The sequence below is a fragment of the Catenuloplanes japonicus genome (genome assembly GCF_000717135.1).
Taxonomy (GTDB): Bacteria; Actinomycetota; Actinomycetes; order Mycobacteriales; family Micromonosporaceae; genus Catenuloplanes; species Catenuloplanes japonicus.
This window is the reverse complement of record NZ_JNXY01000014.1, coordinates 1-15,693: the sequence shown is the minus strand read 5'-3', so window position 1 is coordinate 15,693 and position 15,693 is coordinate 1. Positions and strand designations below refer to the sequence as shown.

15 protein-coding genes are annotated in these 15,693 nt (G+C 71.4%); 5 read left to right on the top strand and 10 right to left on the bottom strand.

The window, feature by feature from the left end:
* Window positions 1–96: 96 nt before the first annotated feature.
* The 5 genes from OP04_RS20155 to OP04_RS20130 are packed head-to-tail and all read right to left on the bottom strand — an operon-like array spanning window position 97 to window position 4,340.
* Window positions 97–1,059 carry a zinc-binding dehydrogenase gene (locus tag OP04_RS20155; RefSeq protein ID WP_051798389.1) on the bottom strand — a complete coding sequence of 321 codons (963 nt, stop codon included), beginning with the start codon at window positions 1,057–1,059 and terminating at the stop codon, window positions 97–99.
* Complete coding sequence (locus OP04_RS20150) at window positions 1,056–1,418, bottom strand: hypothetical protein (RefSeq protein ID WP_033341317.1); 363 nt, start codon at window positions 1,416–1,418, stop codon at window positions 1,056–1,058. Before OP04_RS20150 ends, OP04_RS20155 begins: the two co-directional genes overlap by 4 nt.
* A complete protein-coding gene (locus tag OP04_RS20145) occupies window positions 1,415–2,278 on the bottom strand; it encodes a DODA-type extradiol aromatic ring-opening family dioxygenase (protein ID WP_033341316.1) in 864 nt (287 codons plus the stop codon). Before OP04_RS20145 ends, OP04_RS20150 begins: the two co-directional genes overlap by 4 nt.
* 2 nt (window positions 2,279–2,280) lie before the next feature.
* The gene (locus OP04_RS55740; protein WP_035086499.1) at window positions 2,281–3,219 is read right to left on the bottom strand and encodes a citrate/2-methylcitrate synthase; all 939 of its coding nucleotides are present in this window, start codon (window positions 3,217–3,219) and stop codon (window positions 2,281–2,283) included.
* A complete protein-coding gene (locus OP04_RS20130) occupies window positions 3,204–4,340 on the bottom strand; it encodes a CaiB/BaiF CoA transferase family protein (RefSeq protein WP_033341315.1) in 1,137 nt (378 codons plus the stop codon). Before OP04_RS20130 ends, OP04_RS55740 begins: the two co-directional genes overlap by 16 nt.
* A gap of 176 nt (window positions 4,341–4,516) precedes the next feature.
* Here OP04_RS20130 and OP04_RS20125 point away from each other — a divergent pair, with 176 nt between their 5' ends.
* Together OP04_RS20125 and OP04_RS20120 are read left to right on the top strand one after the other, a co-directional pair.
* Window positions 4,517–5,953, top strand: a complete 1,437-nt coding sequence (locus OP04_RS20125) for an amidohydrolase family protein (protein WP_033341403.1) — start codon at window positions 4,517–4,519, stop codon at window positions 5,951–5,953.
* Between the two features lie 3 nt (window positions 5,954–5,956).
* A complete protein-coding gene (locus OP04_RS20120) occupies window positions 5,957–6,754 on the top strand; it encodes an IclR family transcriptional regulator domain-containing protein (protein WP_033341314.1) in 798 nt (265 codons plus the stop codon).
* A gap of 40 nt (window positions 6,755–6,794) precedes the next feature.
* Here the strand turns inward: OP04_RS20120 and OP04_RS20115 are convergent, their stop codons facing one another.
* Window positions 6,795–7,196, bottom strand: coding sequence for a peptidoglycan-binding domain-containing protein (locus tag OP04_RS20115; RefSeq protein ID WP_085066613.1), 402 nt, complete (start codon window positions 7,194–7,196; stop codon window positions 6,795–6,797).
* Between the two features lie 532 nt (window positions 7,197–7,728).
* Here OP04_RS20115 and OP04_RS20110 point away from each other — a divergent pair.
* Window positions 7,729–9,969, top strand: a complete 2,241-nt coding sequence (locus tag OP04_RS20110) for a discoidin domain-containing protein (protein ID WP_033341312.1) — start codon at window positions 7,729–7,731, stop codon at window positions 9,967–9,969.
* A gap of 81 nt (window positions 9,970–10,050) precedes the next feature.
* Here OP04_RS20110 and OP04_RS20105 read toward each other — a convergent pair whose 3' ends face one another.
* From OP04_RS20105 to OP04_RS20095, 3 genes are all read right to left on the bottom strand, one after another.
* Window positions 10,051–10,779 (bottom strand): hypothetical protein, encoded by a 729-nt coding sequence (locus tag OP04_RS20105; protein WP_157240078.1) that lies wholly within the window; start codon window positions 10,777–10,779, stop codon window positions 10,051–10,053.
* Window positions 10,776–11,099, bottom strand: coding sequence for a hypothetical protein (locus OP04_RS20100; protein ID WP_033341310.1), 324 nt, complete (start codon window positions 11,097–11,099; stop codon window positions 10,776–10,778). Before OP04_RS20100 ends, OP04_RS20105 begins: the two co-directional genes overlap by 4 nt.
* A gap of 328 nt (window positions 11,100–11,427) precedes the next feature.
* Window positions 11,428–11,994: a TetR/AcrR family transcriptional regulator gene (locus OP04_RS20095; protein WP_198153899.1), complete on the bottom strand. Its 567-nt coding sequence runs from the start codon at window positions 11,992–11,994 to the stop codon at window positions 11,428–11,430.
* 421 nt (window positions 11,995–12,415) lie between these two features.
* Between OP04_RS20095 and OP04_RS20090 the strand changes: the two genes are divergently transcribed.
* Together OP04_RS20090 and OP04_RS49840 are read left to right on the top strand one after the other, a co-directional pair.
* Complete coding sequence (locus OP04_RS20090; RefSeq protein ID WP_033341309.1) at window positions 12,416–13,849, top strand: GMC family oxidoreductase; 1,434 nt, start codon at window positions 12,416–12,418, stop codon at window positions 13,847–13,849.
* Between the two features lie 8 nt (window positions 13,850–13,857).
* The gene (locus OP04_RS49840) at window positions 13,858–14,625 is read left to right on the top strand and encodes an aldehyde dehydrogenase family protein (RefSeq protein ID WP_051798383.1); all 768 of its coding nucleotides are present in this window, start codon (window positions 13,858–13,860) and stop codon (window positions 14,623–14,625) included.
* Between the two features lie 13 nt (window positions 14,626–14,638).
* On the opposite strand, the gene OP04_RS20080 is transcribed toward OP04_RS49840, so the two are convergent.
* Window positions 14,639–15,454, bottom strand: a complete 816-nt coding sequence (locus OP04_RS20080) for an SAM-dependent methyltransferase (RefSeq protein ID WP_033341308.1) — start codon at window positions 15,452–15,454, stop codon at window positions 14,639–14,641.
* Window positions 15,455–15,693: the final 239 nt, after the last annotated feature.

The following is a 15,693-nucleotide window of genomic DNA, read 5'->3' as shown; positions in this document are numbered from 1 at the left end:
AAGGCGAACGCGATGTCGCAGACCATAGCCGCTCCGGAGCGCGTGATCGGTGTCGGCGCGCGGTGCCGGGTGCGCGGCCCGAGCACGGGTACGAGGTCAGAGCGTGAGCACGATCCGCCGGGGGGCCGTCCCGGCGCTCTGCCGCGCCCACGCGTCCGCGACCGACTCGAACGGCGCCGGCTCGTGGTCGACGGTCAGCCGGCCGGCCAGCGCGTGCGCCGCGACCAGCCGGATCGACTCCGCCCGCTGCGCGACCGTGAGCGCGTTGTTCGTGTAGCCGATGATGCTGATCGAGCCGCTGCGCAGCGCGGCCGACTCGATCGGGGCGGTCGGGGCCGCGGCGCTGCCCAGGTGCACCAGACGCCCGCCCGCACCGAGCGCGCGCAGCGCCGCGGCCGCCGGGATCCCGAAGACCGGGTCGATCACCAGGTGCACCGGGCCGTCCGCCGCGTCCCGGATCCGGGCTGCCAGCGTCGCCGGGTCGTCGTCGGGCAGCAGCGGCACGGCAGCGGCGGCGCCGTAGCGCAGCGCCCGCTCGCGGGCCTCGGCGGCACGCGCCACGGCGATCACCCGGCGGGCACCGCCGAGCAGCGCCAGCTGGACCGCGGCCTGCCCGACCACGCCGCCCGCGCCGAGGACCACGACCTGTTCGCCCTCGGCCAGCCCGCCGGAACGGGTCAGCGCCGAGTGCGCGGCCACGGCGGACAGGCCCAGAGCAGCAACATCATTCAGGGGTACGCCCGCGGGCAGCGCGACCACGTCCTCGTCCGGCACGGCCACCGTCTCGGCCATGCTGCCGTCGCCGGGACGCATGCCGGCCGAGGTCGCGAACCACACCGGGGTGCCGTCCGCGCGATGCCCGACGCCCTGGACGCCGGGCACGTACGGCGTGGCCGGCACGCCGAAATAGCTGGTCCCGGACGCGCAGAGCACGTCGAGCGGGGTGATCGGCGCGGCGGCCACGATGATGCCCACCCGGCCGTCGCCCGGCACCGGCGCGGCACGGTCGGTGAGCTGCGGCGGCCGCCCGCACTCGGTCAGCAACGCCGCGCGGCTCATGTCGCGATGTCCGGGTAGGGCAGCGCGAAGTGGGTGAGCCGGGCGCCGAACGCCTTCTGGTACTCCAGCGGCTCCGTGTTGTCACGTTCGAACATGGCGATGAACAGCGTCAGCGTGAGGAACGGGTGCGCGCCGAGCGCGAAGAGCGCCACGTGATCGTGGGTGACCAGCGCCTCCCGCTCTGCGTCGTCGAACCGCTGCCAGGTGCTGTCCTCGGCGGCGACGCAGTTGAGCAGCCGGTTCGCGGTCGTGGCCTCCCACCAGGTGACCAGCTCGCGCGGGTCCTCCCGGTAGCGCTCGACGAGCTCCGGGTCGCGGTCGACGGTGAACAGGAACTTGTTCAGCAGGTATTTGCTCATGCCGGCGCTCCGTTCGGGTACCAGGTGAAGTAGGCCTCCATGGTGTGGAACAGGTCCAAGGTGTCGACGTAGTCGGCCTTCGCCCCGGCACCCGCGACGCCCATCATCAGCATGAAGTCCATGAAGCCGTGGGTGGCGTTGCCCGGTGAGTGCAGGCTGTCCAGCGTCACCTCGCGCACGCAGTTGTCGATGTCGCCGCTCGCGATCCACTCCACCGCGCGCCGGTCGAACTCCGGGTCGGGTCCGTGCGGGCCGAACTGGCGCGGGCCGCCCAGCTCCAGCGACAGGTGCCCGGTGCCGATCACCGCGACCCGCAGGTGCGACGGCCAGCCCTCGATGATCTCCCGGACCGCCTGCCCGAGCTGGACGAACCGCTTCGGCTGCGGCAGCGGCGGCGCGAAGATGTTCGTGTAGATCGGCACGATCGGCAGGTCAGCCTCGGGGCGCAGCGTGATGATCGGGCAGGTGACGCTGTGGTCGATGCGCAGCTCGTTGCTGAACGCCAGGTCGAAGCCCGCATCCAGGCCCTGGCGCAGGATGTGGGCGGAGAGGTCCTCCTGGCCGCGCAGCGTCATCCGTGGCAGGCCGAACTCGCGTTCCTCGTTGTACCAGTTCGCGTCGTAGAACGGCGCCTTGCCGACCAGGAACTGCGGCATGTTGTCCAGCCACAGCTGGTGGAAGTGGTCGGAGCCGACCATGACCAGCACGTCCGGGTTCGCGCGGGTCAGCGTCTCCCGGAACGCGAGGATCTTGCGGGTCCACTCGTCGGCGAACGGCGGGCGGTCGTCCCCGGTCGCGGTGCTGGCCCGGTAGTAGAACGGGTGATGCGTCGAGGCGATGACCGCGACGATGCTGGCCATGCTCACTCCCCTCGGGGTTCGTAGACGGCGTTACGGTCGACGGTGCGGTAGATGTCCATGCCGAGCGGCCGGCGGCGTTCCTCGGCGAGGTGCCCGAGCAGGCCGGCGGCGCGGGCCAGCAGCGCGAAGCCACGCAGCAGGTCGACGGGCAGGCCCAGGTCGGCGAGCGCGGCGCCGCACACGCCGGCGCCGTTGAGCGGCAGCGTCTTGCCGAGCACCTCGGGGTGCACCCGGCCGATCGCCTCGAACAGGCGCAGGTGCGGGCCGCGCAGGCCCTCCTGCTCGGCGATCGCGATCAGGACCGGGGTGCGCGGGTCGCGTTCCTTGTGCACGGGGTGGCCGAGGCCGGGAACGAATCGCTTTTCGTCCTTGGCGCGTCGGACGGCGGCGCGGGCGATCTCGTCGTAGTCCCGGTCGTCGCGGGCCTCGTCGTTGTCCCGGTCGGTGCCGGGGCTCCCGGCCGGTGTGCCGACGGTGCCGGCCGGCGGCCCGGCGGCAGTCCCGGCCGGCGGGTCGGCGGTCTCGGCCGGTGTGCTGGCGGTCTGGGCCAGCGTGTCGGCGGGCCCGGCCGGTCTGCTGGCGGTCTGGGCCAGCGTGTCGGCGAGGAAGCGGCCGGTGTCCTCGGTGACGCCGAGGAAGCGGGAGCCGCCGCCGAGCAGGCCGGCCGCGAGCGCGCCCTGCAGGGCTTCCGGCGCGGAGAGGTAGGTCAGCCGGGCCGCGATCGCGGTCGGGGTGAAGCCGTGGTCGGCCAGCGCGACCAGCACCGCCTCGAAGACGCGCGTCTCCCCTGCGGTGGGCCGACGCCCGGCGACCAGCCAGAAGGCGAGTTCACCGAAGCCGACCTTGCCCATCAGGTCCGCGGCCAGGTCTTTGCCCAGCAGCCGGATCTCGGTCGCGTCGGAGGTGCCGAGGCCGGTCGGGAAGCTCAGCTCCTCAGCCATGCGCGGATCTCCTCACCGTGTTCGTCGAGCCCGGGTGGTGGCAGCTCGTAGCGGGCGGGGGTGCCGGAGAACGTGATCGGGTTGCGGACGCCGGGCGTGCCGCCGGATTCGATCACCGGGTCGAGACCGAGATCCGCGGCGAGCGCGACGCCGCCGTCGATCGTGTTGATCGGCGCGCACGGGACCCCGGCCGCGAGCAGCTCGTGGAACCACTCGTCCCTGGTCTTCGTGGCGAGCCGTTCCACGAGAATCGGCCGCAGCACGTCGCGGTGGGCCGTACGGTCCTGGTTGCGGCGGAAGCGCGGGTCCTCGGTCAGGTCGTCGAGCCCGAGCGCGCCGCAGAGTTTGCGGAACTGCCCGTCGTTGCCGGCGATCACGATGAGTTCGCCGTCGGCGACCGGCAACGGCTCGTACGGGAAGAGGCTCGGGTGCGCGTTGCCCATCCGGAACGGGATCGTGCCGCCCGCGACGTACCCGCTGGAGTGGTTGACCAGCCCGGACAGCGCGGACGACAGCAGGTTGACCTCGACGTGCTGGCCGGTGCCGGTGCGCTCGCGGTGGTGCAGGGCGGCGAGGATGCCGATGCTCGCGTGCAGCCCGGCCATCACGTCGAAGACCGAGATGCCGGCCCGGTACGGCGGCCCGTCCGGGTCGCCGGTGAGGCTCATCAGCCCGGAGATCGCCTGGACCATGAGGTCGTAGCCGGGCAGGTCCGCGCCCGCGCCGGGCCCGAAGCCGCTGATGCTGGCGTAGACGATCTTCTCGTTGGCGGCGTTGACCGTGTCGTAGTCGAGGCCGAAGCGGGCCAGGCCGCCCGGCCGGAAGTTCTCGATCATGACGTCGGCGCGCCGGGCCAGCTCCTGCGCGTCGGCGAGGTGCGCCGGGTCCTTGAGGTCGAGCGCGACCGACCGCTTGTTGCGGTTGATGCCCAGGTAGTAGGTGGAGACGCCGTCGCGGTCCGGCGGGATCCAGGTGCGGGTGTCGTCGCCGCCGGGGCTCTCCACCTTGATCACCTCCGCGCCGAGGTCGGCCAGGAGCATCGTCGCGTACGGCCCGGCGAGGATCCGGGAGAAGTCCGCGACGAGCAGGCCGGCGAGGGGCCCGGCAGGTTGCTGAACCATCGTTACCGCCCGTTCTGCGGACATCCGTCCGCCAATCCAGCTTGGCCTGCCCGAGCGGCCGTGTCAACGCCCTCGTCATCGTGTCGTTACACGCCCTTGACACTACCGGTGACCGGGAACACACTGACGGCCGACGGGCTGACCGCACAGCGGACAGGCGTCCGAAAGGGGTGGAGATGAGCGCGAACGACCGACCGGTGATCTTCCGCAACGGCCTGGTTCTCACCATGGATGACTCGCACACGGTGCTGCCCGGCGCCGACCTCCTGGTCGTCGGCGGCCGGATCGCCGAGGTCGGCACCGGCCTCACCGCGCCGGACGACGCGGAGGAGATCGACGCCACCGGCGGCGTGATCATGCCCGGCATGGTCGACACCCACCGGCACATGTGGCAGACCGCCATGCGCGGGTACGGCGCCGACTGGACCCTCACGCAGTACTTCGTCTGGTACTACCTGGAGTCCGGCAAGCTGTTCCGCCCCGAGGACGTCCACGCGGGCAACCTGCTCGCCGCGCTGGAGGCGATCGACGCCGGCGTCACCACCACCGTCGACTGGTCACACGGCCTGCAGACCGTCGACCACGCGGACGCCGCCGTCGACGCGCTCGAGTCCGTGCCCGGCCGGTTCGTGCTCGCGTACGGCAACATCGCCCAGGGCCCGTGGGAGTGGTCCGCATCCAAGGAATTCCGCGACTTCCACCGCCGCCGCATCGACGGCGGCAAGCTGGCCGGGTTCCAGATGGCGTTCGACGTCACCGGCGACCCGGCGTTCCCGGAGCGGGCCGCGTTCGAGGTCGCGCGCGAGCTGGGCGCGACGGTCACCACGCACGCCGGTGTCTGGGGCGCCACCAACGACGACGGCATCCGGCTCATGCACGACAACGGCTTCATGACCCCCGGCACCGTCTACGTGCACGCGGCCACGCTCACCGCCGACTCGTACCACCGCATCGCCGCCACCGGCGGTTCGGTCTCGGTCTCCACCGAGAGCGAGCAGAACGCCGGGCAGGGATATCCGCCCACCTGGGCGCTGCGCAAGCACGACATCCCGGTGTCGCTGTCGATGGACACCAGCGTGTGGTGGAGCGGCGACCTCTTCTCCGCGATGCGCAGCACGCTCAGCGCCGACCGGGCCCGTGAGCACCTCGACGCCCACGGCCGCCAGGAGACCGTCACCCACCACCACCTGCGCGCCGAGCACGTCGTCGACTGGGCCACCCGCGGCGGCGCGAAGGCGCTCGGCATGGACTCGCAGATCGGCGCGCTCACCCCCGGCCGCGCCGCCGACGTGGTGCTGATCAGGAACGAGGCGTCACCGGTCATGTTCCCGGTGCTGCACCCGTACGGCCACGTGGTCTTCCAGGCGCAGCGCGGCGACGTGCACACCGTGCTGGTCGGCGGCAGGGTCGTCAAGCGCGACGGCAGGCTCGTCGACGCGGACCTCGCGGCCGCCCGCGCCAAGGTCGGCGCGACCCTGGACCACCTGCGCGCGACCATGGGTGAGGAGGCCTGGCAGCGCGGCATGAACCCGGACGTCCCGGAGCGCATCGTCCTGGAGAACCCGTACCAGTACACCGCGTACGACGCCGGTGCCGCGCAATGGAAGCATTAGGCCATGACCAGTAGCGGAAGGGGCGCCGGCCCGGACTTCATCGAGGCCCTGGCCCGCGGGCTCGACGTCCTGCGCTCCTTCCGTCCGGGCAGTCCGACGATGACGCTCAGCGAGATAGCCACGATCACCGGCCTCGCCCGGCCCACCGTCCGCCGCATCCTGATCACGCTGGAGGAGCTGGGCTACGTCCGCTCCGACGGCCGCGGCCACGCGCTCACACCGCGCGTGCTGGAGCTCGGCATGGCGTACGTGAACGCGCTGAACATGTGGGACGTGGCCCGCCCGCACATGCAACGGCTGGTCGCGCAGACCGGCGAGTCGACGTCCCTGGCCCAGCTCGACGGCAGCGACATCGTCTACGTGTCCCGCGTCGCCGTGCCGAAGATCGTCACGCTGGCCGTCACGGTCGGCACCCGCTTCCCGGCGCCGGCCACCTCGATGGGCAAGGTGCTGCTGGCGGCCCTGCCCCCGGCGTCACTGCCCGCGGTGCTCGCCGAGCCGTCCCGCTCCGGCATCACCCCGCGCTGGCAGCCGGCGCCGGCCGAGCTGGACGCGGCGCTGCGCGAGGTCCGGGCCAAGGGCTGGGCGCTGGCCGACCAGGATCTGGCGCCCGGCATCCGTTCGGTCGCGACCGGTGTGCGCGACGGCGACGGCCGGGTGGTGGCCGCGCTGAACGTCACCGTCCACGCGGCCGAGACCTCCGTCGAGACGCTGCTGGAGCAGCATCTCCCCCGTCTCCTGCGCGCCGCGGCCGACATCAGCCACGACTGGTCGCTGACCGCCGCCGTTCCCGCGTCCTGACTCGCTTCACACCAGCGGCGGGCCCGGATGCCCTACCGGTTCAGCCGACCCGCTGGCAGCCGGGGAAGGCGCCCACGTACGTCCAGTCCATCCGGGCCCCGGTGACCGGCCCGTACACGCCGTCTGCCGGGACACCGATCTGCCGCTGGACGGTGATCAGCGCCGATCGCGTCTGCGCTCCGAACACCCTGTCGACCGTGATGGCCTGGTGGTAGCAGTACCGCAGCGAGTTCTGCAGCGCCTTCACCCCGTCGGACACATTTCCGGAGCCCATGACGCAATCCCGATTACCGTTGTACGTCGGGATCCACGACTTGAGGACGGTGTTCCCCAATCCGGTTTGCTGATTGCAGTTCGGCGGCGCGGCGCTCGCCGGCGCGGCGACCGTGGCGGCGAGGCCGATCGTGGCCGCGGCCAGGACGGATGCCATAACGCGTCTCATATTCGCTCCTCGTTCGCGGAAACCCGGTGCGATTCATTCTGTGGCGCCTCGCCTCCGGCCGGATCGGCCTTTGCGCCCGGCCTCTCCGACGAATTCCGGGGCGATTCACGCCGAGCATCCGTGGTGATACCTCCGGACTCCGCCGGCGTTATCACCACGGCCATTTCCGGCAGGTCATTCGGTGGACACCCGCACGAATGACGAGAAACCGCTCTACGGGGGTCTTCCACGGTGGAAACGTTTCCGCAGCCTGCCGGCGCCCACGCGCCGAGGTGGCCGGGCCCGGGAGCGCACGGCCGTACCGGCGGAGGCTGTTGATCGTGAATCACGGCCGGCCGTGGCGCGAAGCCGGAGAGTGCCAGGCCGGGCACCCTCCGCGCTCTAGGGGGTTTCCCCGTTGCAGGGATATTGACGTGCGGCGTCATCGACGTAACAATCCCTGAGAGAGCGCTCTCCCATCGATGCGCACGGTTACCCGTCCCGCCGCACGTCCGCCACCGGATCAGCGGCAAACCGTAGGACAGGCAGGAACATGGCACTCCCCACACAGACGTCCCCACCGCCGCCCACACGCCGCCGCCGCGGGCTGATCGCGCTCAGCGGCGTCCTCGCCGCCGTCGTCGGCATCAGCGTCGCCTCGGTCACGCTCAACGCCAACGCCGCGGACATCCCGCTGTCGCAGGGCAAGCCGGCCACCGCCTCGTCCCTGGAGAACGGCTTCACCGCGGCCGCGGCCGTCGACGGTGACACCGGCACCCGCTGGTCCAGCGCGTTCGCCGACCCGCAGTGGCTGCAGGTCGACCTGGGCAGCACCCAGACGATCAGCCGCGTCGTGCTGAACTGGGAGGCCGCGTACGCGTCCGCCTTCACCATCCAGACCTCCCCGAACGGGACCACCTGGACGAACATCACCCCGGTCACCGCGGGTACGGCCGGCGTCCAGACGCTCAACGTCACCGGCAGCGGCCGGTACGTGCGGATGAACGGCACCACCCGGGCCACCGCGTACGGCTACTCGCTCTGGGAGTTCCAGGTCTTCGGCACCACCACCAGCACGCCGACCCCCACCGGCCCGGCGCTGCCGACCTCCGACACCCCGGACTTCGGCGCGAACGTGCGGATCTTCGACAACGGCACCTCGGCCGCCACCATCCAGACCGCGGTCGACCAGGCGTTCAACGCGCAGCTGCGCAGCCCGACCGCGCAGTTCGGCAGCCAGCGCCACGTGTTCCTGTTCAAGCCCGGCACGTACGGCCGGGTCTGGGCGAACGTCGGCTTCTACACCACGATCGCCGGTCTCGGCCTCAACCCGGACGACGTGACGATCAACGGCGCGGTCAACGTCGACTCCGGCTGGAACTACGGCGACGAGTCCAACGCGACCCAGAACTTCTGGCGCAGCATGGAGAACCTGTCGATCGTGCCCGAGGGCGGCACGAACCGGTGGGCCGTCTCCCAGGCCGCGCCGATGCGCCGCGTGCACGTCAAGGGCAACCTGACGCTCGCGCCGTCCAACCAGGACAACGGGCAGGGCTACTCCAGCGGCGGCTACCTGGCCGACTCCGTCGTCGACGGCGTCGTGTCCTCCGGCTCGCAGCAGCAGTGGTACACCCGCGACAGCCGCATCTCGCGCTGGGACGGCGGCGTGTGGAACATGGTCTACTCCGGCGTGCAGGGCGCCCCGGCCAACGCGTTCCCGAACCCGCCGCACACCACGCTGGCGACCACCCCGGTCACCCGGGAGAAGCCGTACCTGTACGTGGACAGCGCCGGCCTCTACCGCGTCTTCGTGCCCGCCATCCGGCGCAACTCCGCCGGTGCGACCTGGCCGAACACGGCCGGCACGTCGATCCCGATGCGCGAGTTCTACGTCGCCAAGCCGAGTGACAGCGCCGCGCGGATCAACCAGGCGCTCGCGCAGGGCCTGAACGTGTTCTTCACCCCCGGCACGTACACGCTGACCGAGACGCTGCGGGTCACCCGCCCGAACACGGTGGTGACCGGCATCGGCTTCCCGACGCTGATCCCGAGCAACGGCGTCGAGGCGCTGAACGTGGCGGACGTCGACGGGGTCAAGATCAGCGGTCTGACGTTCGACGCGGGCACCACGAACAGCCCGACGCTGATGACGGTCGGCACCGCCGGCGCGCACACCGACCACGCCGCCAACCCGATCAGCATCCAGGACGTGTTCTTCCGCATCGGCAGCAGCGTCCAGGGCAAGGCCACCACCACGCTGGCCGTGCACAGCGACGACACGATCATCGACCACATCTGGGCCTGGCGGGCCGACCACGGTGGCGCGCCCACCGGCTGGACCGTCAACACCGGCGACACCGGCCTCATCGTGAACGGCGACGACGTCCTCGCGACCGGCCTGTTCGTCGAGCACTACCAGAAGTACGAGGTCATCTGGAACGGCAACCGCGGCAAGACGATCTTCTTCCAGAACGAGAAGCCGTACGACGTGCCGAACCAGGCCGCCTGGATCGGGCCGCGCGGCAACGGCTACGCCGCCTACAAGGTCGCCGACAACGTCACCGACCACGAACTGTGGGGCGGCGGCTCCTACGCGTTCTTCAACGTCAACCCGAGCGTCCGGGTGGACCGGGGCTTCGAGGTCCCGAACCGCGCCGGCGTCCGGCTCCGCAGCGTCATCACGGTCTCCCTCGGCGACGTCGGCACCATCGCCAACGTCGTCAACGACACCGGCGGCGCCGTCCCCAACCCGGCCGGCAACACCGTCCCCCGCCAGGTCGTCGCGTACCCGTGATCCCCTGAAATTTCTGACGTAAGACCCGGCGGCCATCGGTGCGATCACGCACCGGTGGCCGCCACCGCATGCTCGCAGCCGCTACGCGCTCTTTCTGCCGAGGGCCCGCCTGTCCGGCCGCGGCAGCGACGGGGTCTTCTCCCCGCCTGAGCTCTCGACGACGATCGCGGTGCAGGACATGCAGAACCAGCTGCGCTTCCAGCGGCTGAACTGACGCTGGTTACGGTCGCGCTTCTTGTGGTAATCCTGCGCCCGCGCGTCGTTCTCACGTGTGATGCGTTCCGTTTCGGCCTCCGCGGCCGCGGCCTCCCTGGCACGGCGCCGGCGCAGACCCTGAACGCTGAGCGCCACCGCAGCCACCCACACCACGTCAGCGGCGAAGATCAGCCTGGACCACATCGGATCCTCCGGCCTCAGCGCGGCCAGGACCGGCGGCAATTCCGGCCACCAGATCAGACCCGAGGCGCAGAAGGCCAGCAGCCCGAAGCCGGCCAGTCTGCCGGGCCTGCCCGGCTCCGGCGGTTCAGGTTCCGGCACGTCTTCCATCGCCGGTTCGGTCGGCATTCGCGGCGGCGCCACACGAAAGGCGGTATTGGTCAGCAGAACGGTATTGCTACCCGAACGCCGGGTATTTTCCGACCACACGGCCTGAGTCCGCCGCATCGGTGACGCACCGCAGGTCGGGCACCGCTTTCCGTTCGTGCCGTCCGTAAGATGATTGACGATCTCAATGGTGTCGGCATTGTATTGAATGTCGACCCATTGGCCGGACTGGTCAACGAAGGCAGACGGCTGATCGGGGGCGGTCACACCGATTCAACCGCTCGCACGACCGCGGCCACCGCCGCGGCGATCATCTCGGTCGGGGCCGCCAGCTCGGCGGCACGCGCAAGATACGCCTTCATTTTCCCGTGGGAGCCGCGCCCCGCGGCGGCACGCGCTGATTCAAGAACGGGGATCACGCCGCTGGCGACAGCCTCCTGCGGCGCATCACGTTGCAGGCGCAGGATGAGCGCTTCGATCAACTGCCCGGGGTCGGCACCACCCGTGCCGAGAAACTGGATGTCGGCGTTGTTCTGATTGATCGCCGTCTGAAACTGCTGATTGAATTGAGCCACCAATTGCCCCACTCTGCGTTTACGGTAAATCAGGGGGACGGTACCAACGCACATCAAAGACCGGCAAGAGCCGTCGGCCCCGGTCCACGCCATCGGGTGACCCTTATGGCACGGCCCGCAGAATCGAGGCCGAGGAAATGGTGGCAGTGCCGGACAAGATCGATCCAGAGAATCGGAAGTGCGCGCCGGCCGAGTGAGTCATCAGCTCCATAAAGATCACAGCACGCCCGGCCTGGCGGTATTGCGCGACGGAAATCGAAAGCCCTGACACCCTTGCGACTATTCACGTCCTCGCCCATCAGAGCGGCCACCGGCGCGGGATCGCGCCGGTGGCCGTCACTCATGCGCCGCGGGCGTACGCGATGACCGCCTGCGCGCTGCGGTAGAGCGCACCCGCGACCACCGCCGGGTCGCCCAGGTAGCCGGTGACCATCGCCCCGTCGCGGAGCAGGACCAGGTCGGCGGCCGTCTCCGCGCCGTTGCCGAGTTGGAGCGGGGCCAGCAGCGACTCGAACATCCGCAGGTACCAGCGCCGGTGGGCGTCGACGACCTGCCGCACCGGATGCGCCGGGTCGGGGTATTCGGCGGCCGCGTTGATGAACGGGCAGCCGCGGAACCCCGGGCTGCAGCTGGTGGCGCCGATCCCGTCGGCGATGCGCCGCAGCGTCGCGTCGAGGTCCCCGCCCGCCTGCGCGATCTCCTGTGCGATGCCCTCGCGCTCCCAGGCCGCGCGGCGTTCGAGGTAGGCCACGATGAGGTCGTCCTTCGACCTGAAGTGGCGGTAGAAGGTCACCTTGGTGGTGCCGACCTGCTCGATGACCCGGTCGGCGCTGACCGCGCGCAGGCCCTGGGCGTAGAACAACTCGGTCGCGGCCGTGACGATGCGTTCCCTCATGGTGCCTTTCACGGCGTCCACCCTACGGATATCCCGGTGCGCGGCGCGTCCTCAGGCCAGCACGACGCGGTTGCGCCCGGTCCACGAGCGCGGGCGGGACGGCGTCGGTACCGAGCACATCGCCCGCCAGAGCGGCGATCGCGGTCCGGTCCAGCGGCGGCACGGTCAGCCGGGTGTCCAGTGCGTCGCCGGCGGCGCCGGTCCGGCTCGATCAGGATGTTGTCCGGTTTGACGTCGCGATGGACGACCGCGGCGCGGTGCGCGACATCGAGCGCCCCGGCTACCTCCGCGGCGATGCCCGCCGGCCGGCGCTCGTCCCGGATCCCGGCGTGTCCCGATTCCGGCCTTCTTGTGCCACCCCGGGAAATCGGGCGCCGCGATCCGTAAGTAGAGTTACTAGTTAGTCTACACGACACCGGGCTGAGGAAGGCCGATGACCGAATACGACTACATCATCGTCGGCGCGGGCACCGCCGGCTGCGTGCTGGCGGGCCGGCTGTCCGCGGACGGCACCACCCGGGTGCTGCTGCTCGAGGCGGGCGCGGCCGCCGGCCCCGACTCGTTGCGGACCTGGCACCGCTGGCCCGAGCACCTCGGCACCGACGTCGACTGGGCGTTCCGGACCGCCGACGGGCGCCGGCTCTCCCAGGGCCGTCTCGTCGGCGGGTCCAGCGCCACCAACGGCACCCTGCACCTGCGCGGGCTCCCCGCCGACTACGACGGTTGGGGTGCCGGATGGGACTACCCGGCCCTGCTGCCCTGGTTCCGCCAGAGCGAGACCGCGGCCGGCCGGGATCACGCCTGGCGGGGCACCGACGGCCCGATGCGCGTCGGCCCGGTCACCACCGCGCCGAGCACGCTCGCCACGGCGATCATGCGGGCCGCCGTCGAGGAGGGGTACCACCCCAGCGACGACCTGAACGGCGCGGAGCCCGACGGCGTGGCCTGGTGCGACCAGAACGTCGTCGGCGGCCTGCGCCAGAGCGCCGCCGACGCCTACCTGCGCGACCGGACGAACCTCACCGTCGTCAGCGGCGCGCGCGCCGACCGGCTGACGATCTCGGCCGGGCGATGCCACGGCGTGGAGTACACGACCGCCACCGGCGCCGCCCGCGCGAGCGCCCGCGGCGAGGTCATCGTCACCGCCAGCGCGATCGGCACGCCGAAACTGCTCCTGCTCTCCGGGATCGGGCCCGCCCGGCACCTGCGGGACATCGGCGTCGACGTCGTCGCCGCGCTGCCCGGCGTCGGCGCGAACCTGCACGACCACATCCTCAACGCCGTCGTGTACGCCACGGAGGAGCACGTCCCGCGCGAGCGGACGAGCACCCTCATCGCCCGTCACCGGGACTCCGGCATCGTGATCACCGGGACCGACTACGTCGTCGGCACCAACGCGACCGGGCCGGCGGCCGGCTTCACCGTGTCGTTCGGCCTGATGCGCCCGACGAGCCGGGGCAGCGTACGACTCGCCGGCGCCGATCCGGCCCAGCCGCCGCTGGTCGACCCCCGCTACCTCACGACCGACGACGACGCCCGCGCGCTGCTGCACGGCTTCCGGCTCGCACGCGCGCTCGGGAACCGGCCCGCGCTGCGGCCCTTCCGCGGCGAGGAACTGCGGCCCGGCACCGCGGTGGAAGGCATCGAGTACCTGCGCAGCACGTCACGGAGCTTCTTCCACCCCGCGGGCACCTGCCGCATCGGCGACGACCCGGACGCCGTCGTGGACCCGGGCCTGCGCGTGCACGGCATCGACGGCCTGCGCGTCGCCGACGCCTCCGTCATGCCCACGCCCGTCCGGGCGAACACCAACGCGACCGTGCTGGCCATCGCCGAGAAGGCCGCCGGCCTCGTCCAGACCAGTTAGGAACCGCCATGACAGTCACCGACCTCTTCCACGCCCAGCGCGCCGCCTACCTCCAGGAGGGACCGCCGGCCGCGGAGGTCCGGCGCGACCGGCTCGACCGGCTGCTGGTCGCCGTCCTCGGCGCCGCGGACGACCTCACCGAGGCGCTCGACGCCGATTTCGGGCACCGGCCGCCCACGATGAGCCTGATGGCCGACGTGGCCGGCACGATCGAGAACATCCGCCATCTCAGTGCCCACCTCGAAGAATGGATGCGACCGGCACCCGTCGCCAGCTCCGGCGCGGCAGGTCTGCCCACCGCGGTCGACGTCGTCCTGCTCGGCGTCACCGAGGAGATGGCCGTGGCCCGGGAGGAGGTCTTCGGGCCGGTCCTGACCGTCTACCCGTACGACACGATCGCGGACGTGATCTCGTACGTCACCGCGCATCCGGCCCCGCTGCTCGCCTACTGGTACGGCGACGACACCGAGGACTTCCGCGCATTCCGCCACCGCACCGCGTCCGGCGGTATCACCCGCAACGACTTCGCCGTCCACATGATGCTGCCGGACGTGCCCTTCGGCGGCATCGGCCAGAGCGGCATGGGCAGCTACCACGGCAAGGCCGGCTTCGACACGTTCAGCCACCGCCGTGCCGTGGCGGAGTCCACCGTCCCCGGGGGCATCGCCGCGGCCATGGGCCCGGAGGCCGTGACCGACCCGGCCACCGGCTCCGCGCTCCGGGCCGCCATCGCCGGCGCACGTCAGGAGGCGCTCCAGCGGCTGGGCCGCTCCTGACGGACGGGTAGTCCTACGGCTTGCGCGCGACCCCGCCGAAACCGGCCACGTCCTCGTGCCGGGGTCGCTGCGCCGGCGGCACCTCCGCGTGCCAGTCCGAGACGACCTCGACCGGGCCGACCGGGTCGAGGCCGGTGAAGAAGCCGGTGATCTGCTCCTTCGTGCGGGCGAACGCGTCGACCTGGCCGGCCGCGGCCCGCCGGTCGTGGTCGGCGCGCAGATCGGGCGGGAACGTGTCGACGGACAGGTGGGTCAGGGCCAGGTAGCTTCCGGACGGGAGCGCGTCGACCAGCCGGGCGACGATCGCGCGCGCCTCGTCGTCGTCCTGGATGAAGTGCAGGACCGCGATCAGCATCAGCGCCACCGGCCGGCCGAGGTCGATGACCTCGCGGATCTCCGGGTCGGCGAGGATCAGATCGGGGCGGCGCAGATCCTGCTCCACGTAACAGGTGCGGCCCTGCGGCGTGCTGGTCAGCAGCGCCCGGGAGTGGGCCATCACCATCGGGTCGTTGTCGACGTAGGCCACCCGGGCCGCCGGGTTGACCCGCTGCGCGATCTCGTGGGTGTTGTCCGCGGTCGGCAGCCCGGTGCCGATGTCCAGGAACTGGTCGATCCCGGCCTCACCCGCCAGGTGTCGCACGGCCCGCTGAAGGAACCGCCGGTTCTCCGTGACCGAGATGAACACGCCGGGGAACGCCGCCTTGATCAGGTCGCCGGACGCCCGGTCGGCGGCGAAGTTGTCCTTGCCCCCGAGCAGGTAGTTGTACCGACGCGCGGGATGCATCGTCTCCGGATCGATCCGCTGCACCCAGCCCTCGCCGTCTCCCATCCGCCCACAGTAGACCGTCGCGCCGCCCGCTTCCGCCCTGTCCCAGTACTCAGCCACCACCCATTCGGAAGCACGGAGGGGACAGATCAAGATCAAGATCCAGAGCATTTTCCCGCTTCCGGCGTGGTGGCGGTCCGCACGCTCCCGCGGGCACCGGTCGTCGCTGGCGCTCCTCCCTGCCAGTTTGTGGGCTTTTCCGAGCGCCGCGTGTGCGGGAAAATTGCGGGTGTGGCCGTTCG